This is a genomic window from Streptomyces sp. CNP082 (genome assembly GCF_059570535.1).
In genome coordinates this window covers 17,496-38,378 of record NZ_JCANSZ010000064.1, presented here as the reverse complement: position 1 = coordinate 38,378, position 20,883 = coordinate 17,496, and the positions used below count along the sequence as shown (strand labels likewise).

The following is a 20,883-nucleotide window of genomic DNA, read 5'->3' as shown; positions in this document are numbered from 1 at the left end:
CCGAGAAGTACGCCGTTCCGGGAGGGCCAGGGTGAATCAGGAATTCTGACGCACGTGCTTCGCAGCAACACTCCACGGTTCCCGTGGAAGGCCCCCAGCACCACGCTGACCTGCGAGCTCACCGGCATCACAGAGGCATCGGTTTCGGCCGGAACGAACCCCACCAGCATCCCGGACCGGCATCAGCCCCGTCAGAGCGGACAGAAGCACTTCCGGCGCGCGCCACGAGATTTACCACGCCCCCGGCGCGCACCGAAGGTGCGCTGGATCGCTGACCTGCACTTTTGATGGCCCGTCAGAACGGCGACGACGGGCCCCTCGCGAACATCGCGGAGGGCGCGGTCTGCGCCGCCGCCGGGGGTGCCCCGGGCTTGTTCGCCGGGGACGTCGGCATCCCCGTCTTCACGGTGCCTGCGTCTCGGTGGGCAAAATTCGGACCGCGCGGGCGATTCAGCCCGATATGGAAGGTCGGTGGTGGTGACTTTCTGCCGGTGGCGTGCATTCCGGCGCCGCCCGGGGCGGGCGGGGTCAGCGGTGGAGGGTGGTGGAGGGGAGTTCGCCGAAGCGGTGTCTGTAGTACGCCGCGAACCTGCCGTAGTTCGAGAAGCTCCAGCGCTCCGCGATCTGGCTGACCGTCGTTCCGGCCGGAGTCGCGGCCACGAGGTCTTCCCTGGCCCGGCGCAGCCGGACTTCGCGGAGCCGGGCCGAGGGTGTGGTGTGCAGCTCGCGCTGGAATCCGAGTTGCAGCGCGCGCAGCTTGAGGGAGACCGCGCACGCGAGGTCCGCCACGGTGAACTCCCGGTCGCCCGCGCGTTCTTCGATGAGGTCGGCGGCACGGCGCACCGACGCGGAGGACGCCGGGGCGCTCCGCTCGTGGAGGCGGGCGGAGTAGTTGTGGGGCTGCCCGTCGAGCAACTGGCCGAGCAGCGCCTGCTCCAGCGGCCTCATCACCAGCGGGTTCCGTACGCTGACGCCGCCGCGGTCGGCGTCCGCGCGGAGCAGGGACACGATCCGCCACCACGCCTCGATGTCCGGTGCCGTCTGGTCCATCCGCAGGTCGAACCGGATGGGTTGAGCGACCGGGCGGCCCAGCATCGCGTGCAGTTGCTGCTCCAGCGCGTTCCGCGGGATCTGGAGCACCAGGTGCGGGCTGCGTGCCTGGACCTCGATCCGGTAGGGGCGGTCGACCGGGGGCACCGCCGCGCCGCGGCGGTCGTACCGGGCCTCCTGGCGCCCGTGGGCCAGGGCCGCCCGGCCGGCCAGCGGCGCCAGCACCAGGTAGAAGCTCTCCTGCGGCTCGACGGCGATGTCCACCCTGCCGCCGTAGTCCAGATAGCACAGACTCATCCGGCCGGCCTGCACGGCGTGGAATCTGGTCTCAAAACCCGGCTCCCGCACCGGCACGGTGAGGCGGTGCGGACAGAACGCCCGGGCAACGGTGTGCCGTGCCTGATCCACATCCCGGGTGTGCAGTCGCCGATATCCGTCCAGGGGCAGACGTATACCGGCTGGAGATCCGTTTCCGAACGGCCGTTCGTTACGGAAGATCTGGCTTTGTAAGGCATTCTCCGTCATGCCGTGCTCCCTCGACCACCATCTGCGCTCAGCGTACAGACGGCGTGCGCCCCGCGGATAGCCGTTACCCGGCGCCGAGCCGACACTGGCCTCGCGACGCCGCCTGATGCCCACGGCAAGGGGCGTATGCGCGGGAAACTATTCAATTGGGGAGCGGGGACCATGGAAGTTTTGCTGGCCGTCGGCGATTTCCGCAAGTTCCACCGGGCATTCACGATCCGATACACCGAATATGCCGGAGAGTTGCTCGTGGCGAACGGCAGCCACAGTGGCAAGAACGAGGAGTGCGCCACCAGGAAATCATCGGAGCAAGACCGTCCTGAGGCGGGTGGCCTGACATGACGGCGCACCCTGGCCGGGTGCACGCGGGCACCTTCGCGATCGCGCGCGGCCGGAACGAGGGCTACCGGGTGCTCAGCGCCCCCGGATTCCTGTCGACGGGCACCGGCGTGCTCACCGGCCTGGTCTCCGCCGACCGGCCCGACGGCGAACTCGTACACGGGCAGTCCGCACCCCACGCGGGAGAGTCGCTCCACGTCACCTACACCAGCCGTCCCGTCACGGCAGGCGACCTCGACCACGCCGCTCTCGCCCTGCTGGGCGCCCCTCCGCTGGACAGGTCCGGCCGGCCGCTCCGCATCATCTACGGCATCGCCTACCTGTCCCCCGTCCCGGGCCCCGTCCCGCCGCCCTGGCTCGGCCGCGCCGAGCACGACGCGCTGGCGGCGTTCCGGGCCTTCGCCGCGGACGAGGCGGGTTATCGCGTACGCGCCTCACCGCCGATCGACGACCCGGCCGGTCACGCACACCTGGCCGCGGCGGCGGAAAGCGCACGCCGCCCGGCACCCGCAGAACCCCGGCCCCAGGATCGCCCCGTGGATCAGCCGCAGTCCCGGCAGATGACCGCCAGTACGTGGATCATGGTGGCGCTGACGTTCGTGAGTGCGGGATTCAGCGGCTGGTCGAGCCTGCAGGCCCAGCGCGCCAACGATCAGGCTGACAGCGCCAACAGCTTCGCTCAGCGCGGCGCCAGTTCCGCCGTCATCGGGAGCCCGCGCGTCGCTTCCGACGAATGCCTCCCCATCTACCGGGACAAGCCGGTCACCCTCACGGGCACCGCCACCATGGCGAACGGGGCGACGCTGTGGGAGATCACCCAGCCGGTGAACGACAGCTCCCTGTGGCCCGGCCCGCGCGCCCGGACCCGGGCCGCGAGCAGCAGTTGGTCGATGCAGATCCCCTCGGTGGGGGCCACGGGGGACGAGGGCCACGAGTACATGATCCTGCTGGTCGGAGCCGACCCCACGGCGTCACGGGAGCTGGAGGCCGCAGCCGCCGCTGAGCAGTACGAACCGCTGAAGCAACTGCCGGACGGAGTGGAGATCCTGGCGGAGATGTGCGTGCAACGCGCCGACTGAGCATCGGTCGCTCCGCGCCCTCGGCGTCGGCGCCTCCCGTACCGATTCAAGCCGCTCTCCGACGCGGGGCTTGACGGCTCAGGCGGACAACGTCACTGTGCGAGAGCAACGGTGAGAGCGCTCTCAATCCCTAGCCCGCAAGGATCACCCCCTTCGCACAGCGGAAAGGGCCGCTGGACCTCGGCGCGGATCGAGACCCGGCGCACCGACTTCGCCGCACCCGAGGGCGGCGTGCTGCGGATACAGGCACGCATGAAGCTGCCGGAGCGCAGCGGCGACGCGGGACTCGGCTACTGGCCGGCGTTCTGGACCCTGGGCGCCCCGTACCGGGGCAACTACTGGAACTGGCCGGGCATCGGCGAGTTCGACATCATGGAGAACGTCAACGGCGCCAACCAGACCTGGGGCGTCCTGCACTGCGGCGTCAACCCCGGCGGCCCGTGCAACGAGACCAACGGCATCGCCGCCTCGCTGCCCTGCTCCACCTGCCGGTCGGCCTTCCACAACTACGCCATCGAGCTGGACCGCACGGGCAGCACGGAGTACCTGCGGTGGTACCGGGACGGGCAGCAGTTCCACACCGTCAGCTCCGCCCAGGTCGGTGAGCAGGCGTGGGCGAACGCCACCCACCACGGGCACTTCATCCTGCTGAACCTCGCCATGGGCGGGGCGTTCCCCAACGGGGTCGCCGGCCGCACCACGCCCACCGCCGCCACCGTCCCCGGCGGCAGTCTGCTGATCGATTTCGTGGCCGTCTCCGTCGGGTGACAGTGGTGAGCGCACCCACGCCCGCGTGAACCGCCGCACCGCCCGTACGCGGCCGGGCCGGCCCGCCCTCCCCTCGGCGGACCGGCCCGGCACCGTGAACGGACCCAACGACCACTCGTCTCCACCGGTTCCCAAGTTCATTCGTTCTGGGGAGAGTGGGCGTGCCACGGCATCAGGCATTCGCCGGTGGAGCAGGCATGCGGCCGTGGCGGATTCCTAGCCCGAGCAGGGCAGCGCGGCCCTGCGGCTGGCGCGGCGGGCGGGCGCGGAGTGGCGGCGAGTCCCCTCCAGCGGCGCCTCGCCTTCGTCGCGGCGATGTACGACGCCATGCGCGGGCGCGCCGATGACGTCGTGGACGTCCTGGGGCCGAGGGGCATCCGGTGCGGGTCGCGCGCTGGGAGCTGACCGTGGTGCTGGCCGTGATCCATCCGGAGAGCATCGGACACGCGCGGCAGTCGCTGGAGTGGCGCACCGAACGGGCCGTGCGGCGCATCAGCCTGGTCCGTAAGCCCGACGGGGTCGTGGGCCACCCCGGCCCGGTGCCCGCCTCTCCCCCGGCGCCGGGCCTCCCGGCTGCGGTCAGCCCGGTGTCTGCATCTCCCACACCAGCGCCTCCGCGGGCTCCTCCGCCGTCAAGTCCAGCCCCTCGCACCCCTCGATGCGCGCCGCGTCGCCCGGCTCCGCGGGCGAGGAGGCGGCACCGATGCGTACCGTGCCGCGGACGACGTGGACGTACGCCCACGGGGCGTCCGGCAGCGCCGTGCGTTCGCCCGCGCGCAGGCGGCGTACGTGCAGGACGGATGCGGCGCGTTCCACGGCGAGGGGGGTGCCGTCGGCGATGCCGTGGACGACCTCGTACGACGGGGTGCCGCCCGGCTCCGCCGGCGCCAGCCACATCTGGAGGAACCTCAGCGGCGCCGGGCCCGCGTTGCGTTCGACGTGGCGGATGCCGGTGCCCGCGGACAGCCGCGCGACGTCCCCGGGGCGGACGGTCTCGGTGCGGCCGGCGGAGTCCTCGTGGGTCAGTTCGCCGTCGAGGACCCAGGTGACGATCTCCATGTCGCGATGCGGGTGTTCGGTGAAGCCCGCGCCGGGCCGCAGCCGCTCCTCGTTGCACGCGACGAGCGAGCCGAAGCGGACGTTGTCCGGGTCGTAGAAGCCGCCGAAGGAGAACGCGTGCAGCGTCTCGATTCCCGCCTGCGCGTCCCCGCCGCGGTAGCGCTCCCGCGCCCGCCGTAGCTGAATCACCCCGCCACCGTACGCCGCCCGAAGCGGCCTCCGGCTCCGCGGAAGGACGCCGTTTTCGCCCGCCGCGCCCCGGATAGGGCAGGCTAGACCCGTGCCTGAACCGACCGAGACACCCGAGCCGCCCGATCGTGACGCCGCTCGGTTGCAGCATCCGCACACCGCGACCCTGCGCCGGCTGGAGAAGTCGTCCGGGGAACTGGCCGCTGCCGCCATCGCCCGGATGGATGAGCAGTTGCCCTGGTACCGGGCCATGCCCCCCGAGCACCGCTCGTGGATCGGGCTGGTGGCGCAGGCGGGCATCGCGGCCTTCACGGAGTGGTTCCGGCACCCCGAGACGCCGCAGGCCATCTCCACCGACGTGTTCGGCACGGCGCCGCGCGAGCTGACCCGGGCGATCACGCTGCGGCAGACGGTGGAGATGGTGCGTACGACGATCGAGGTCATGGAGTCCGCGATCGAGGACGTCGCCGCGCCCGGCGACGAGTCCGCGCTGCGCGAAGCGCTGCTCGTCTACGCCCGCGAGATCGCCTTCGCCACCGCCCAGGTCTACGCGCAGGCCGCCGAGGCCCGCGGCGCCTGGGACGCCCGGCTGGAGTCGCTGGTGGTCAACGCGGTGCTCTCCGGCGAGGCCGACGAGGGCACGGTCTCCCGCGCGGCGGCGCTCGGCTGGAGTTCGCCGGAGCACGTGTGCGTGGTGCTGGGCACCGCCCCGGACGGGGACAGCGAGCTGACCGTGGAGGCGATCCGGCGGGCCTCCCGGCACGCGAAGCTCCAGGTGCTGACCGGGGTGCTGGGCAGCCGGCTGGTGGTGATCGCGGGCGGCAGCCCGGATCCGCTGAAGGCGGCGAAGGCGCTGATCGGCCCGTTCGCGCAGGGGCCCGTGGTGGCCGGCCCCGTGGTCGGCGACCTGCTGGCCGCGACCCGGTCCGCGCAGGCGGCGGCGGCCGGGCTGAAGGCGTGCTCGGCGTGGGAGGACGCGCCGCGGCCGGTGCTGGCGGACGATCTGCTGCCGGAGCGCGCGATCGCCGGCGATCCGGCCGCGCGCGAGCAACTGGTGGAGGAGATCTACAGTCCTCTCGCGGAGGCGGGCTCGGCGCTCCTGGAGACGCTGAGCGTCTACCTGGAGCAGGCGTCGAGCCTCGAAGGCGCCGCGCGGATGTTGTTCGTTCACCCCAACACCGTTCGCTACCGGCTGCGACGTGTGACCGATGTCACGGGCTGGTCTCCGTCCGATGTCCGCTCAGCGTTTACTCTGCGTATCGCACTGATCCTCGGCAGGCTGACGGAGACGGAACCCCAGCCCTAGTCATTTGTTCGGACTCAACAAATCCCTCCGGTGTTCTTCGTCCCCGTCCCCACGGGCGGCAGACACCCCCGGCAAGAGAAGGTTGAAGGGTGCTCGTACTCGTAGCCCCCGGCCAGGGCGCCCAGACGCCCGGCTTCCTCACCCCCTGGCTCGACCTCCCCGGCATCGCCGAGCGGCTGTCGGCCTGGTCGGACGTCGCCGGGCTCGACCTGGTCCACGCCGGCACCAAGGCGGACGAGGACGAGATCCGCGACACCGCGGTGGCCCAGCCGCTGCTGGTCGCCGCCGGCCTCGTCAGCGCGTACGCGCTCTTCGACGGCCCCGCGGCGCTGCGCCGGCAGGTCGGCATGGTCGCCGGGCACAGTGTCGGCGAGCTGACCGCCGCGGCGCTCGCCGGGGTGATCACCGACGAGGAGGCCATCGCGCTGGTACGGGCCAGGGGCCTGGCCATGGCCGACGCCGCCGCCGTCACCGAGACGGGCATGTCCGCCGTCCTCGGCGGCGAGCAGGACGTGGTGCTCGCGCACCTGGACCGCCTCGGCCTCACCCCCGCCAACGTCAACGGCGCCGGCCAGATCGTCGCCGCCGGCACCGCCGCGCAGCTCGCCGAGCTGGCCGCCGACAAGCCCGAGGGGGCGCGGCGCGTCATCCCGCTGAAGGTCGCCGGCGCCTTCCACACCGAGCACATGGAGCCCGCCGTCGCCGCGCTGGCGGCGCGGACCGGGCAGCTCACCCCCGCGGACCCGCAGATTCCGTACGTGTCCAACGGCGACGGCAGCGTCGTGGCGGCGGGCACGGAGATCGTCGAGCGGCTGGTCGCCCAGGTCGCCAGCCCGGTGCGCTGGGACGCCTGCATGGAGACCTTCGCGGCGCACGGGGCGACCGCGCTGGTGGAGGCCGCGCCGGGCGGCACGCTCACCGGACTCGCCAAGCGCGCCCTGAAGGGCGTGCAGACGGTCCCGCTGAAGACCCCCGAGGACATCGAGAAGGCCCGCGCCGCCGTCGCCGCGACGACCGCTGCGTCAGCCGCGGAGGAGAGCGCATGACCGCGAAGATCCGGCCCACCAAGGGCGCACCGTACGCCCGCATCATGGGCGTCGGCGGCTACCGCCCGACGCGCGTGGTGCCCAACGAGGAGATCCTGCAGTACATCGACTCCTCCGACGAGTGGATCCGCAGCCGCTCCGGCATCGCCACCCGGCACTGGGCCGGGCCGGACGAGACCGTCACCCAGATGTCCGTCGAGGCCGCCGGCAAGGCGCTCGCGGCGGCGGGCGTGACGGCCGACCAGATCGACGCCGTGATCATCTCGACCGTCTCGCACTTCATGCAGACGCCGTCGGTCGCCACCGAGATCGCGCATCTGCTGGGCGCCGGCAAGCCCGCCGCGTTCGACATCTCCGCCGCCTGCGCCGGCTTCGGGTACGGGCTGACGCTGGCCAAGGGCCTGATCGTGGAGGGCAGCGCGGAGCACGTGCTCGTCGTCGGCGTCGAGCGGCTCTCGGACCTCACCGACAAGTCCGACCGGACCACCGCCTTCCTCTTCGGCGACGGCGCCGGCGCGGCCGTCGTCGGCCCCGCCGACGAGCCGGGCATCGGCCCCTCGGTGTGGGGCTCGGAGGGCGACAAGCACCAGACCATCAAGCAGACCGTGTCGTGGGACCGCTTCCGCATCGGCGACCTGGAGCAACTGCCCCTGGACGAGAACGGCGACGTGAAGTTCCCCGCGCTCACCCAGGAGGGCCAGACGGTCTTCCGCTGGGCGGTCTACGAGATGGCCAAGGTCGCCCAGGAGGCCCTGGACGCCGCCGGCATCACGGCGGACGACCTGGACGTCTTCATCCCGCACCAGGCCAACATGCGGATCATCGACTCGATGGTGAAGACCCTCAAGCTGCCGGAGCACGTCGCGGTCGCCCGCGACATCGAGACCACCGGCAACACCTCGGCCGCCTCCATCCCGCTGGCCATGGAGCGGATGCTGGCGACCGGGCAGGCGAAGAGCGGGGACACCGCCCTCGTCATCGGGTTCGGGGCCGGACTGGTCTACGCCGCCACGGTCGTGACCCTCCCCTGACCCGCGGTCGGGCCGCCCCGACCGCCTCGCAGCTCACTCCCCACTGAGAACCCTCAAGGAACGGAAAGAAGGAGTCCCCAAGATGGCCGCCACCCAGGAAGAGATCGTCGCCGGTCTCGCGGAGATCGTGAACGAGATCGCCGGAATCCCGGCCGAGGACGTCCAGTCGGACAAGTCGTTCACCGACGACCTCGACGTCGACTCGCTGTCCATGGTCGAGGTCGTCGTCGCCGCCGAGGAGCGCTTCGACGTCAAGATCCCGGACGACGACGTCAAGGCTCTGCGTACCGTCGGCGACGCCACGGACTACATCCTCAAGCACCAGAGCTGACCGACGTACCGCCCGCTGTCGCCACCCCTCCTCCCCCTGCGCCCGCGGGCGCGGGCGGCGGCCCGCGGTGGCACCGCAGAATCACCTCAACCTTCGGAGTGAGCATCGACGTGAACGCGACCGATCGCACCGTGGTCGTCACCGGAATCGGCGCCACCACACCGCTGGGTGGCGACAGCGCAGCCACGTGGGACGGCCTGCTGGCCGGCCGTTCCGGCATCGCGGACCTGGACCACCCGTGGGCCGCCGACCTGCCCGTGCACTTCGCGGGCGAGGTCGCGGTGGAGCCCACCGAGATCATCCCCCGGCCGCAGGCCCGCAAGCTGGACCGGGCGGCGCAGTTCGCGCTCGTCGCCACCCGGGAGGCGTGGGCCGACGCCGGGTTCACCGCCAAGGCGGGCGAGGACTCCGCGGTCGACCCCGACCGGCTGGGCGCGGTCGTCGCCTCCGGCATCGGCGGCGTGACGACCCTGCTGGAGCAGTACGACAACCTCCGGGACAAGGGTGCCAGGCGGGTCTCGCCGCACACGGTGCCGATGCTCATGCCCAACGGCCCGGCGGCCAACGTCGGCCTGCAGATCAACGCCCGGGCCGGCGTGCACACGCCGGTCAGCGCCTGCGCCTCCGGCGGGGAGGCGATCGGGTACGCGGTGGAGATGATCCGCACCGGCCGCGCCGATGTCGTCGTGGCCGGCGGCACGGAGGCGGCGATCCACCCGCTGCCCATCGCGGCGTTCGCCAACATGATGGCGATGTCGAAGAACAACGGCGACCCGCAGGGCGCCTCCCGCCCGTACGACAAGGCGCGCAACGGCTTCGTGCTCGGCGAGGGCGCGGGGGTGCTGGTGCTGGAGTCCGCGGAGCACGCCAAGCGGCGCGGGGCGAAGGTCTACTGCGAGGCGGTCGGCCAGGGCCTGTCGGCGGACGCGCACCACATCGCGCAGCCGGAGCCGAGCGGACGCGGCATCGCGGCGGCGCTGGAGAACCTGTTCGCGCAGAACGACCTGAGGCCCGCCGAGGTCGTCCACGTCAACGCGCACGCGACGTCGACCCCGCAGGGCGACGTGGCGGAGGTCAAGGCCATGCAGAAGGTGTTCGGCGACGAGCTGGGGCACGTCCTCGTCTCCGGTACGAAGTCGATGACGGGCCATCTGCTGGGCGGTGCCGGCGGCATCGAGTCGGTGACGGCGGTGCTGACGGTCGCGAACCGCGTCGCGCCGCCGACGATCAATGTCGACGACCTGGACGACGAGGTCGACCCGGAGCTGATCGCCGTGGAGACGACGCCGCTGCCGAAGAGCGGCCGGATCGTGGCGCTGAACAACTCATTCGGCTTCGGCGGCCACAACGTAGTGCTTGCCTTCCGGGCAATCTGACGTCATGGGGCCGGGGACGGAAACGTGCCCGGCCCGGGACGGGCCCGGCGCGGCTGCTTTCAGACGGCCCTTCAAACGACCTGGTGCAGCCAGCGGACCGGGGCGCCCTCGCCGGCGTAGCGGAAAGGTTCCAGCTCGTCGTCCCACGGCTTGCCCAGCAGCTTGGCGATCTCCGCCTCCAACTGCGCCTCGCCGCGCTGTGCGCGCGCCAGCGCCGCGCGCAGCCGGTCCTCGGGGATGAGGATGTCGCCGTGCACGCCGGTGACGGCGTGGAAGATGCCGAGGTCGGGGGTGGAGCTGTAGCGCTCGCCCTCCGCGGTGGCGTACGGCTCGGCGGTGACCTCGAAGCGCAGCAGGTGCCAGCCGCGCAGTGCGGAGGCGAGCCGGGAGGCGGTGTCGGGTTCGCCCTGCCAGGAGAACTCCGCGCGCCACGTACCGGGTGAGGCGGGCTGGGGGATCCAGTCGAGGCTGATCCTGCCGCCGAGAACACCGGCGACCGCCCACTCGATGTGCGGGCAGAGCGCCCGCGGGGCAGAGTGGACGAACAGAACTCCACGCGTCGTCACCGGGGGCCTCCATCCGCGGGCTCGAAGTTGCCTAGAGTAAACACCACGGGTCGCCTTTCCGGGTAAACAGGACACTCCGTTACGGGGTGCGATCCCGCCGCGATACGGCCCGTTGAGCACCAGCCAAGCTACCGTGCCGCCACACCCCGCGTGTGCCGTACCGTCGGTCCTGGGCATGCTGACCTACGTTCGGAGCAGCACCTCGGGGGGCGGGAGGGAGCGCGGGGATGCGCAGAGGGGCGGCACTCGTCTGCACCGGGGTGCTGGCGGTGTCACTGGTCCTGGCCGGCTGCACCGGCGAGGAGGGGACACGGGGGAAGGACAAGGGATCTGCCGCGCCGTCAGGCGGCGCGGAGCACGCGGACGCGCCGCCGGAGCGTGCGCGGGCGGCGCCCCGGCCGGTGCGGTCCGTCGCCGCGCTCGGCGACTCCATCACGCGCGGCTTCCACGTCTGCAAGCCCCTCTCCGACTGCCCGGAGAAGTCCTGGTCGACGGGGACGTCGGAGGACGTGAAGAGCCTGGCGCAGCGGTTCCTGGACAAGCCGTCGGGGCACACCTGGAATTTCGCCCGATCGGGCGCGCAGGTGGCGGACCTGCCGGTCCAGACGGGCGAGGCCGTCGCCCGCCGCCCGGACCTCGTGACCATACTCATCGGCGCCAACGACGCGTGTGCGGACAGCGCGGAGGGCATGACGCCGGTGGCGGACTTCCGCACGGCGGTGGCGGACTCGCTGGACCGGCTGGAGAGCGACCTGCCGCGGACGCAGGTGTACGTCTCCAGCGTGCCGAGCCTGCTGCGGCTGTGGGAGGTGGGCCGGGACAGCATGCTCTCCCGGCAGGTCTGGTCGCTGGGCATCTGCCAGTCGATGCTCGCCGACCCCACGGACCTCGGCGCGACGGCGACCGACCGGCGCGACGAGGTGCAGGACCGGGTGACGGAGTTCAACGCGGTTCTTGAGGAGGAGTGCGGGAAGCACCCGCTGTGCGTGTACGACGACGGGGCGGCGTTCGAGTACGCCTTCACCGACGACCACCTGAGCCAGTGGGACGCCTTCCACCCGGACGAGGACGGGCAGAACGTCCTGGCGGAGATCGCGTACAAGAAGCTCCGCGAGGCACGCGGGGCGGGCTAGTGCCGGCGCGCGGCGGTCAGCGGGTGCCGGTCAGCGGGCGGCGGCCTGGGCGGCGAAGGTGGGCGGCGGAGGTGGCGGAGGGCCTGACCGTCCGGACCGGGCGGCCGGCGCGACCGGGGAATTACCGCCTTCCCGCCTTCGTTACCCCTTGCGACGATCATGTTGGACAGCACTGACGCGCCCTTCGCGGGCACGCACCGTCCCTGAGCCGCCGACGGCGGCCCGCAGAAGGAGTGCAGGTGAGCGACCCGGCCCAGGCTCAGGCGAGTCGACGCGTGTTCATCGACAAGCAGAGCCCCCAGGCGTACAAGGCCATGGCCAGGGCCGCCGAGGAGGTACGGGCGACCGCAACCGCGGCCGGCCTGGACCGCAGGCTGATGGAGCTGGTCAACCTGCGCGTCTCCCAGATCAACGGCTGCGCGTACTGCCTCAGCGTCCACACCCGGGCCGCGCTGCGCGCCGGGGAGACCACCCAGCGCATCGGGGTGCTCCCGGCATGGCGGCACACCGAGTTGTTCAGCCCTCAGGAGCGAGCGGCACTCGCGCTGGCGGAGGCGACCACCGCGGCGGCGGACGCCGCCCTCCAGCAGGAGGCGTACGGCGCCGCCCGCGAGGTGCTGAACGACGACGAGATCTCCGCCGTGATCTGGGGGGCGATCACCATCAACGCCTTCAACCGCGTCTCCATCATGAGCAGGCACCCCGTGCGGCCCGCGGACGACTGACCACGGCGGAGTGACCGCGGCGGGCGGGCCGGGCGCCGTCGCGGGCCGCGCACGCGGCGGATTCCGGCGCTGCGCATAGGGTCTTGTCATGGCCGAGACCCCCCCGCCCCCGCCCGGCGCCGCGCCGGCGCCCTCCGTCACCGCCGAGCCCTTCGGGAAACTCGCCGACGGCACGCCCGTCGAGCGGTGGACGCTGACCGCCGGCGGCACCCGGGTGCGGGTGCTGTCGTACGGCGGGATCGTGCAGTCCGTGGAGGTGCCGGACCGGGCGGGGCAGTACGCGAACGTGGCGCTCGGGCTGGCGACCGTGGACGAGTACGTGGAGCACGGCGACCCGTACTTCGGCGCGCTGTGCGGCCGGTACGCCAACCGCATCGCCGGCGCCTCCTTCGAGCTCGACGGGCGCACGTACCCGCTGCCCGCCAACGACGGCCCCAACTGCCTGCACGGCGGCCCCCGCGGCTTCGACAAGCGGGTGTGGGCCGCGGCCGAGGCGCCGGCCGCGCCCGGGGCCGCCGCGCTGCTGCTGTCCCGGACGAGCCCGGACGGCGAGGAGGGCTTCCCCGGCACGCTTGAGGTGCGGGCGACGTACACCGTGACCGCCGAAGGCGCGCTGCGCTTCGACTACGAGGCGGCCACTGACGCGCCGACCGTGGTGAACCTGACGAACCACACGTACGTCAACCTCGACGGCGAGGGCAGCGGCAGCGTCGAGGACCACCGGCTGCGCATCGCCGCGAGCCGGTTCACCGTCAACGCCCCCACCTCCGCGCCGACCGGCGAGATCGCGGACGTGGCGGGCACGCCCTTCGACTTCCGCACCCCGCGCCCGGTGGGAGCAGAACTGCGCTCCGGGCACCCCCAGTTGCTGATCGGCCACGGGTACGACCAGAACTTCGTGCTCGACAAGGGCGTCACCGCCGGCCCCGAGCCGGTCGCCGAGGTCCGGTCGCCGGCCTCGGGGCGGGTGCTGCGGGTGCTGACCACCGAGCCCGGGCTCCAGCTCTACACCGCGAACTTCGTCTTCCCGCCGTTCACCGGGCCCTCCGGCCGCGCGTACCGGCCGGGCGACGGGCTCGCCCTGGAGACCCAGCACTTCGCCGACGCGCCCCACCATCCGCACTTCCCTTCGACCGTGCTGCGGCCCGGTGAGCACTACCGTTCGGCCACGGTCTACGAGTTCGCCGTGCGCTGACCGTTGACACCCGCCGCCTGCCTGTTTAGCGTCTCGCCTGCGTTCTCGAACGCCTTACGAAATATCGAACGACGGGCAGAGGGGGGTTGCGATGGGCGTGACGCACCGTGCCGTCGTGCTGCGGGAACCGGGGCATGCGCAGGTCGAGAGCGTGGTGTCGCCACCGCCCGGGCCCGGTGAGGTGCGGGTGCGGGTGTACGCGGCCGGGGTGTGCGGCAGCGACCGCGAGGTGTACGACGGCACCCGGCCCGCCGGCTACGTCACCTACCCGCTGACGCCGGGCCACGAGTGGTCGGGCACCGTCGAGGCCGTCGGGCCCGGCGTGGCCGAGGAGCTGGCGGGGCGGCCGGTGGTCGCCGAGGGGTTCCGCTGCTGCCAGGTGTGCGCACGCTGCCGGGCCGGCGAGACGAACCTGTGCGCCGGTCCTTACGACGAGACGGGGTTCACCCGCGCCGGGGCGTTCGCCGAGACCGTCACCGTGCCGGCGCGGCTGCTGCACGTACTGGACGACGCCGCCGGGCTGCGCGCCGCCGCCCTGCTGGAGCCGGCGGCGGTCGCCGCGGCGGCGGTGCTGCGCGCGGGGCCGCTGCCGGGCGAGCGGGTGGCGGTCGTCGGGGGCGGGACGCTGGGGCTGCTGGCGGTGCAGTTGCTCGCCGGGTACGCGCCGGCGGAGCTGCTGGTGGTGGAGCCGCGGGCGGAACGGGCCGAGGTGGCACGGGGGTTCGGCGCGCGGGCGGTGGCACCCGGCGCTGCCGCGGGCCTGGCGGGGGCGTACGACATGGTGGTGGAGACGGCGGGCGCGGCGCGCTCGGCGGTGGCCGCGGTGGCGCTGGTACGGCGCGGGGGGCGGGTCGTCGTCACCGGCATCCCGCCGGGCGGGGCGGCGGGCATCGACCCGCTGGAGTTGTCGATGCGCCAGGTCACCGTGGCCGGCGTCTTCGGCGCCCCGTCGGCGGCGTGGACGTACGCGGTGCGGGCGCTCGGCACCGGACTGCTGGACCCGGCGGCGCTGATCACGCACGAACTTCCCCTGGATTCCTACGAGAAGGCCGTCGGCCTGGTCGGCGGCGGGGACCCCGCGGTCGGCAAGGTGCTGCTGCGGCCGTGACGCCACCCCGGCAACAGACAGCCGTGCGGCGGCAGGCAGCCGCGCGGTGCCGTATGCCCCTCCACAGGTACGCAACCGATCGACGTCCGAGATGACGAACAAAGGAGTACCGTGCCTCACGCCCCTGGTGAACCGGCCCTCGGCCGCCTCGGCTTCGCCGCCCCGCCGCCCGACCCCGCCGACACCTCGCCGCACGCCTTCCCCGACGGAGGCCGCTGGCGCACCGAGATCCCGTCCGTCGAGGGCCCGGAGGCGCTGGCCGCCGTGCTGGCGGAGAGCGACCGCCTCGACGTGCCGGTCCACCGGATCAGCCAGGGCAGCGGCGTGTGGATGCTCACCGACGCCGAGATCGAGGACATGGTCGCGGCCTGCGCGGCGCGGGGCATCGAGCTGTCGCTGTTCACCGGCCCGCGCGGCACCTGGGACGCCGGCGCCGCGGCCCTCAGCCCCTCCGGCGGCGCCGGGCCGCGGGCCCGCGGGCACGACCAGCTCGCCGGCTGCGTGGAGGACGCGCTGCGCGCCGCCCAACTGGGCGTGACCTGCCTGCTCGTCGCGGACGAGGGGGTGCTGTGGCTGCTGCACGGGCTGCGCGAGGCGGGCGAGCTGCCCGCGCACACCACGTTCAAGGTCTCCGCGCTCGTCGGCCCGGTGAACCCGGCCGCGTACGCGGTGTGGGAACGGCTCGGCGCCGACTCGCTCAACATCCCCTCGGACCTGTCGCTGCAGCAGCTCACCGAGATCCGGCGGGCCAGCGCGGCGCCGATGGACCTGTACGTGGAGGCGCCCGACGACATCGGGGGCTTCGTGCGGATGTACGACACCGCCGAGCTGATCCGCCGCGGGGCGCCGCTGTACCTGAAGTTCGGCCTGTCCAAGGCCCCCGGGATCTACCCGTACGGCGCCCATATGCGCGAGACGGTGCTCGCCACCGCCCGCGAACGGGTGCGCCGCGGGCGGCTGGTCCTGGACCTCCTCGACCGGCTCGGCGCGGGCGGGGCGATGTCGCCGCCGGGCTCCCGGCTGCCCGGCGCACTGCGCCGGTTCCCGGCCCCGGCCGCCGCACCGGCCCCGGGCCCCTCCCCCGCTCCCGGCTCCTCCCCAGACCCCGCCCCCGACTCCGCCCCAGGCTCCTCCCCCGACTCCGTACCCGAAGGGATCTGACCATCATGCGCACCCCCCGCACCCGCACCCCCCGGGCCGCCCGCCTGCGCACCGCCGCCGCCGTGGCCGCACTCGCCCTCGCCCTCGCCGCCTGCGGCCAGGACAGCGAGGGCGGCAGCAAGGAGGAAAAGAACCCGGACGAGGGCGGCACGATCGGCATCGCGATGCCCACCAAGTCGTCGGAGCGCTGGATAGCCGACGGCGAGAACATGGTCAAGGAGTTCGAGGCCGCCGGCTACGAGACCGACCTGCAGTACGGCGAGGACAAGGTCGAGAACCAGGTCTCGCAGATCGACAACATGATCACCAAGGGCGTGGACGCGCTCGTGATCGCGGCGATCGACAACACCGCGCTGACGGAGGTGCTGGCCGACGCCGAGGAGGCGGGCATCCCCGTCATCGCGTACGACCGGCTGATCCTGCAGACGGAGAACGTCGACTACTACGCCTCGTTCGACAACGAGCGGGTCGGCAAGCTGCAGGGCCAGTACATCGTGGACGCGCTGAAGCTCGACGACAACCCGGACGACAAGTTCAACATCGAGCTCTTCGCGGGCTCCCCCGACGACAACAACACCCGCTACTTCTTCAACGGCGCCATGGGCGTGCTCCAGCCGTACCTGGACTCCGGCCAGCTCACCGTGCGCTCCGGCCAGACGAAGCTGAACCAGATCACCACCCTGCGCTGGGACGGCGGCACCGCCCAGAAGCGCATGGACGACCTGCTCAGCGGCAACTACACCGGCGAGGACGTCGACGCCGTGCTGTCGCCGTACGACGGCATCTCCATCGGCATACTCTCCGCGCTCAAGGGCGCGGGCTACGGCAGCGGCGACCGGGAACTGCCGGTGGTCACCGGGCAGGACGCCGAGCTGGCGTCGGTGAAGTCCATCATCGCCGGCGAGCAGACCCAGACCGTCTACAAGGACACCCGCAAGCTCGCCAAGCAGGCCGTGCAGATGACCGACGCCGTGCTCACCGGCGGCAAGCCGGAGGTCAACGACACCAAGACGTACGACAACGGCGTCAAGGTCGTCCCGTCGTACCTGCTGGACCCGGTCAGCATCGACAAGAGCAACACCGACCTGCTCGTCGAGGAGGGCTACTACAACGCCGGAGACCTCAAGTGACCGCTGCGGTCCTGCAGATGCGCTCCATCACCAAGACCTTCCCCGGCGTCACGGCCCTGGCCGACGTCAGCCTCACCGTCGCACCCGGCGAGATCCACGCGATCTGCGGCGAGAACGGCGCCGGCAAGTCGACGCTGATGAAGGTCCTCAGCGGAGTGCATCCGCACGGCAGCTACGAGGGGGAGATCCTCTTCGAGGGCGAGCCGTGCGCCTTCAAGGACATCAGGGCCAGCGAGGAGCGCGGCATCGTCATCATCCACCAGGAGCTGGCGCTGGTGCCGTACCTGTCGATCGCCGAGAACATCTTCCTCGGCAACGAGCAGGCGAAGCGCGGCGTCATCTCCTGGAACGAGACGCTGCGCAACGCCGCCGCGCTGCTGAAGCGGGTCGGTCTTGCCGAGGAGAAGCCGCAGACGCGGATCGCGGACATCGGCGTGGGCAAGCAGCAGTTGGTGGAGATCGCCAAAGCGCTGTCGAAGGAGGTGAAGCTCCTCATCCTCGACGAGCCGACGGCGGCCCTCAACGACGAGGACAGCGGCAAACTGCTCGACCTCATCCGGGAGTTCCGCGACCAGGGCATCGCGTGCATCCTCATCTCGCACAAGCTGAACGAGATCCGGCAGGTGGCGGACACGGTGACGGTCCTGCGGGACGGCCGGACGATCGAGACGCTGGCGGTACGGGACGGGGACGGCGGGAGCGGCGGCGGGGACGGCGGGGGGAGCGGCGGCCTGTCGGAGGACCGCATCATCCGGGCCATGGTCGGCCGCGACCTCGACCACCGCTTCCCCGCGCGCACCCCCTACTCCGGCCCCGGGGCCGGCACGGTCGCGCTGGCCGTCGAGGGCTGGACCGTACGCCACCCGATCGACCACGAGCGCAAGGTCGTCGACGACGTCTCGATCGAGGTGCGCCGCGGCGAGATCGTCGGCATCGCCGGCCTGATGGGCGCGGGCCGCACGGAGCTGGCGATGAGCGTCTTCGGCCGCTCCTACGGCCGGTACGAGGCCGGGACGGTCCGGGTCGGCGGCCGGGAGGCCGACGTGCGGACCGTGCCGGACGCGGTGCGGCACGGCATCGCGTACGTCACCGAGGACCGCAAGACGTACGGCCTGAACCTCATCGACAACGTCATGCGCAACATCACCCTCCCCTCCCTGCCGAAGCTCCGCCGCCGCGGCGCCGTGGACGAGCACCGCGAGCGCCGGGTCGCCGAGGGCTACCGCACGTCGCTGAACATCAAGACCCCGACGGTCTTCGAGACCGTGGGCCGCCTCAGCGGCGGCAACCAGCAGAAGGTCGTCCTCGGCAAGTGGATCCACGCCGACCCCGAGGTGCTGCTCCTGGACGAGCCCACCCGCGGCATCGACGTCGGCGCCAAGTACGAGATCTACACCGTCATCGGCCAACTGGCCGCCCGCGGCAAGGCCGTGGTCTTCATCTCCTCCGAACTGCCCGAGCTGCTGGGCATGTGCGACCGGATCTACACCATGACCGCGGGCCGCCTGACCGGCGAAGTACCGCGGGCAGAGGCGACCCAGGAAGTTCTCATGCGACACATGACCATGCAGGTAGGGGGCGAAGGATGAGTCCGGTCACCACGGGCAAGCGCGACGCGGTGCCGAGTGCGCCGAAGGGGGGCGGACGCGGCGGATCACTCGCCGCCGCGCTGCAGAACGCGATGCGCAACAACATGCGGCAGTACGGCATGCTCGTCGCGCTCGGCCTCATCGTCGTGCTGTTCCAGATATGGAGCGACGGCACCCTGCTGCTCCCCCGCAACGTCACCAACATCGTCGAGCAGAACAGCTACATCCTGATCCTGGCCATGGGCATGATGATCGTCATCATCGCGGGCCACATCGACCTGTCCGTCGGCTCGCTGGTCGCGTTCGTCAGCGCCATGGCCGCCGTGATGATGGTCAACCACGACTTCCCGTGGCCGCTGGCCCTGGTGTGCTCGCTGCTCATCGGCGCGGCGGCCGGGGCGTGGCAGGGCTTCTGGATCGCGTACGTCGGCATCCCGTCGTTCATCGTGACGCTGGCGGGCATGCTGGTCTTCCGCGGCCTCACCCAGATCGTGCTCGAAGGACAGTCGCTGTCCCCCTTCCCCAAGGGCTTCCAGAACATCGCCCAGGGCTCGCTCCCGGAGGTCGGGCCGGACACCAACTACCACAATCTGACGCTGCTGTTCGGGCTGGGCGTCGGGCTGTTCCTGCTGTGGCGGGAATGGCGCGACCGGCGCCGGCAGTTGTCGTACGAGCTGGACGTGCTGCCGTACCCCCTGTGGGTGGGCAAGTGCGCGTTCATCGTCGGGGCGGTGGCCGTCGCCACCCTGATGCTGGCCAGCTATGAGGGCATTCCGGTGGTGCTGCTGATCATGGCGGGCCTGCTGGTGCTCCTGAGCTACGTCATGCGCAACGTGGTCGTCGGCCGCCACGTCTACGCCCTGGGCGGCAACAGGGCGGCGGCCACGCTGTCCGGCGTGCAGGACAAGCGGGTCACCTTCCTGGTCTTCGTCAACATGGGCGTCCTCGCCGCCCTCGCGGGCTGCGTCTACGCGGCCCGCCTGAACGCGGGCGTCCCGAAGGCCGGCGAGATGTTCGAACTGGAGGCGATAGCGGCGGCGTTCATCGGCGGCGCGTCGATGAGCGGCGGCATCGGCACGGTGTTCGGCGCGGTCATCGGCGGCCTGGTGCTGGGGGTCCTGAACAACGGCATGTCGCTGGTGGGCCTGGGCACGGACTACCAGCAGGTCATCAAGGGCCTGGTGCTGCTGGCGGCGGTGGGCTTCGACGTCTGGAACAAGCGGAGAGCGGGCTCGTAGGGGGCGCGGGGCCGTCCGCCCCGCGGCCCCCGGCGGCCCGCGGCGGCCGGCGGCCCGCGGCGGCCGGCGCCGTGCGCGTCAGCCCGCGAACGGGGGCTGTGGCAGGCCGTGGCCCGCGTTCGGGAGCACCAGGAGAGAGCCCGCCAGCGGGTGCGGGTCGTCGAGCGACGACGAGGTGACGTACAGGTCGGTCAGGTCCGGGCCGCCGAACGCGCAGGACGTGGGGCGGCGTACGGGCACGGGTACCGTGCGGTCCAGGGTGCCGTCCGGGGCGTACCGGCGGACGGCGGCGCCGTCCCACAGCGCGACCCACACGTAGCCCTCGGCGTCCACGCAGAGCCCGTCGGGCGAGCCCGGGGTGTCCTCGACGGCGGCGAACAGGCGCCGGCCGGTGACCACAGTGCCGTCGGTGGCATCGGTGTCGAAGACGTCGATGCGGCCCGTGGGGGTGTCGGCGTAGTACATCAGCCGGCCGTCGGGGCTCCAGCCGGTGCCGTTGCTGACGGTGACGTCGTCCAGGACGACGGTCTGCGCGCCGTCGCCGGTGACGCGGGCCAGGGTGCCGCCGCCGGGGGTGGAGTCGTAGCGCATGGTGCCCGCCCACAGGGCGCCGTCCGGGGCGACCATCGCCTCGTTGCCGCGGCGGCCGGCGACCGGCTCGTGGACGAGCCAGCGGAACGCGCCGTCCGCGTCGTAGAGCCCGACGCCGTCGCGCAGGTTGACGACGTAACCGGCGCCGCCGGCGCGCGGCTTGGCGGCGCCGACGTGCTGCTCGGTGGCCTGCACCGTGCGCCTGCCGGTGGCCGGCTCGTAGCCGTGGATGCGGGCGCCCAGGATGTCGACCCAGACCAGCCGGCCGGCCGCGGGGTCCCAGGTGGGCCCCTCGCCCAGCTCGGCGCGGGTGTGTACGGCCACGTCCACCATCGTCACCTGGCTCCT

The 20,883-nt window shown here is 72.4% G+C and carries 21 protein-coding genes; 17 read left to right on the top strand and 4 right to left on the bottom strand.

Translation table 11 applies throughout. The features are described 5' to 3' along the window. On the top strand, positions 1–288 hold a 288-nt coding region (locus B124_RS32275), incomplete at its 5' end, for a hypothetical protein (RefSeq protein WP_496506563.1). 240 nt (positions 289–528) lie between these two features. On the opposite strand, the gene B124_RS32270 is transcribed toward B124_RS32275, so the two are convergent. Then, the gene (locus tag B124_RS32270) at positions 529–1,575 is read right to left on the bottom strand and encodes an AraC family transcriptional regulator (protein WP_496506562.1); all 1,047 of its coding nucleotides are present in this window, start codon (positions 1,573–1,575) and stop codon (positions 529–531) included. Between the two features lie 162 nt (positions 1,576–1,737). Between B124_RS32270 and B124_RS32265 the strand changes: the two genes are divergently transcribed. The 3 genes from B124_RS32265 (at position 1,738) to B124_RS32255 (ending at position 3,761) form a co-directional block, all read left to right on the top strand. After that, the gene (locus tag B124_RS32265; RefSeq protein WP_496506561.1) at positions 1,738–1,917 is read left to right on the top strand and encodes a hypothetical protein; all 180 of its coding nucleotides are present in this window, start codon (positions 1,738–1,740) and stop codon (positions 1,915–1,917) included. Next, entirely contained in the window at positions 1,914–2,993 is a 1,080-nt protein-coding gene (locus B124_RS32260; RefSeq protein ID WP_496506560.1) for a hypothetical protein, read from the top strand. The genes B124_RS32265 and B124_RS32260 overlap by 4 nt, the downstream gene beginning before the upstream one ends. A 252-nt stretch (positions 2,994–3,245) precedes the next feature. Further along, positions 3,246–3,761 (top strand): LamG domain-containing protein, encoded by a 516-nt coding sequence (locus B124_RS32255; protein WP_496506559.1) that lies wholly within the window; start codon positions 3,246–3,248, stop codon positions 3,759–3,761. A 579-nt stretch (positions 3,762–4,340) separates the two neighbouring features. Here the strand turns inward: B124_RS32255 and B124_RS32250 are convergent. Further along, positions 4,341–5,009: a pirin family protein gene (locus tag B124_RS32250; RefSeq protein WP_496506558.1), complete on the bottom strand. Its 669-nt coding sequence runs from the start codon at positions 5,007–5,009 to the stop codon at positions 4,341–4,343. 91 nt (positions 5,010–5,100) lie between these two features. Between B124_RS32250 and B124_RS32245 the strand changes: the two genes are divergently transcribed. The 5 genes from B124_RS32245 to B124_RS32225 all read left to right on the top strand — a co-directional run bounded on the left by B124_RS32245 (position 5,101) and on the right by B124_RS32225 (position 10,099). Further along, a complete protein-coding gene (locus B124_RS32245) occupies positions 5,101–6,315 on the top strand; it encodes a PucR family transcriptional regulator (RefSeq protein WP_496506557.1) in 1,215 nt (404 codons plus the stop codon). Positions 6,316–6,404: 89 nt separating this feature from the next. Then, positions 6,405–7,361 carry an ACP S-malonyltransferase gene (locus B124_RS32240; RefSeq protein ID WP_496506556.1) on the top strand — a complete coding sequence of 319 codons (957 nt, stop codon included), beginning with the start codon at positions 6,405–6,407 and terminating at the stop codon, positions 7,359–7,361. Then, positions 7,358–8,392 carry a ketoacyl-ACP synthase III gene (locus B124_RS32235; protein WP_496506555.1) on the top strand — a complete coding sequence of 345 codons (1,035 nt, stop codon included), beginning with the start codon at positions 7,358–7,360 and terminating at the stop codon, positions 8,390–8,392. Before B124_RS32240 ends, B124_RS32235 begins: the two co-directional genes overlap by 4 nt. Positions 8,393–8,474: 82 nt before the next feature. Further along, positions 8,475–8,723 (top strand): acyl carrier protein, encoded by a 249-nt coding sequence (locus B124_RS32230; protein ID WP_496506554.1) that lies wholly within the window; start codon positions 8,475–8,477, stop codon positions 8,721–8,723. A 110-nt stretch (positions 8,724–8,833) separates the two neighbouring features. Beyond that, entirely contained in the window at positions 8,834–10,099 is a 1,266-nt protein-coding gene (locus B124_RS32225) for a beta-ketoacyl-[acyl-carrier-protein] synthase family protein (RefSeq protein ID WP_496506553.1), read from the top strand. 71 nt (positions 10,100–10,170) lie between these two features. Here B124_RS32225 and B124_RS32220 read toward each other — a convergent pair whose 3' ends face one another. Then, positions 10,171–10,665 (bottom strand): DUF3145 domain-containing protein, encoded by a 495-nt coding sequence (locus tag B124_RS32220; RefSeq protein WP_496506552.1) that lies wholly within the window; start codon positions 10,663–10,665, stop codon positions 10,171–10,173. Positions 10,666–10,892: 227 nt separating this feature from the next. Here B124_RS32220 and B124_RS32215 point away from each other — a divergent pair, with 227 nt between their 5' ends. The 8 genes from B124_RS32215 to mmsB all read left to right on the top strand — a co-directional run bounded on the left by B124_RS32215 (position 10,893) and on the right by mmsB (position 19,944). Further along, on the top strand, positions 10,893–11,798 hold the full coding sequence (locus tag B124_RS32215) for an SGNH/GDSL hydrolase family protein (protein ID WP_496506551.1): 906 nt from the start codon (positions 10,893–10,895) through the stop codon (positions 11,796–11,798). Between the two features lie 239 nt (positions 11,799–12,037). Continuing rightward, entirely contained in the window at positions 12,038–12,523 is a 486-nt protein-coding gene (locus tag B124_RS32210) for a carboxymuconolactone decarboxylase family protein (RefSeq protein ID WP_496506550.1), read from the top strand. Positions 12,524–12,611: 88 nt separating this feature from the next. Beyond that, positions 12,612–13,718, top strand: a complete 1,107-nt coding sequence (locus tag B124_RS32205; RefSeq protein WP_496506549.1) for an aldose epimerase family protein — start codon at positions 12,612–12,614, stop codon at positions 13,716–13,718. 91 nt (positions 13,719–13,809) lie between these two features. Beyond that, positions 13,810–14,826, top strand: coding sequence for a zinc-dependent alcohol dehydrogenase (locus B124_RS32200; RefSeq protein ID WP_496506548.1), 1,017 nt, complete (start codon positions 13,810–13,812; stop codon positions 14,824–14,826). A 111-nt stretch (positions 14,827–14,937) separates the two neighbouring features. Beyond that, entirely contained in the window at positions 14,938–15,987 is a 1,050-nt protein-coding gene (locus tag B124_RS32195) for a hypothetical protein (protein ID WP_496506547.1), read from the top strand. 5 nt (positions 15,988–15,992) lie between these two features. Next, positions 15,993–17,117, top strand: a complete 1,125-nt coding sequence (chvE, locus tag B124_RS32190; RefSeq protein WP_496506546.1) for a multiple monosaccharide ABC transporter substrate-binding protein — start codon at positions 15,993–15,995, stop codon at positions 17,115–17,117. Then, positions 17,114–18,706, top strand: a complete 1,593-nt coding sequence (gene mmsA, locus B124_RS32185; RefSeq protein ID WP_496506545.1) for a multiple monosaccharide ABC transporter ATP-binding protein — start codon at positions 17,114–17,116, stop codon at positions 18,704–18,706. The genes chvE and mmsA overlap by 4 nt, the downstream gene beginning before the upstream one ends. Beyond that, on the top strand, positions 18,703–19,944 hold the full coding sequence (gene mmsB, locus B124_RS32180; protein ID WP_496506544.1) for a multiple monosaccharide ABC transporter permease: 1,242 nt from the start codon (positions 18,703–18,705) through the stop codon (positions 19,942–19,944). The genes mmsA and mmsB overlap by 4 nt, the downstream gene beginning before the upstream one ends. Positions 19,945–20,022: 78 nt before the next feature. Here the strand turns inward: mmsB and B124_RS32175 are convergent, their stop codons facing one another. Beyond that, positions 20,023–20,868: an SMP-30/gluconolactonase/LRE family protein gene (locus B124_RS32175; RefSeq protein ID WP_496506566.1), complete on the bottom strand. Its 846-nt coding sequence runs from the start codon at positions 20,866–20,868 to the stop codon at positions 20,023–20,025. Between the last annotated feature and the right edge of the window lie 15 nt (positions 20,869–20,883).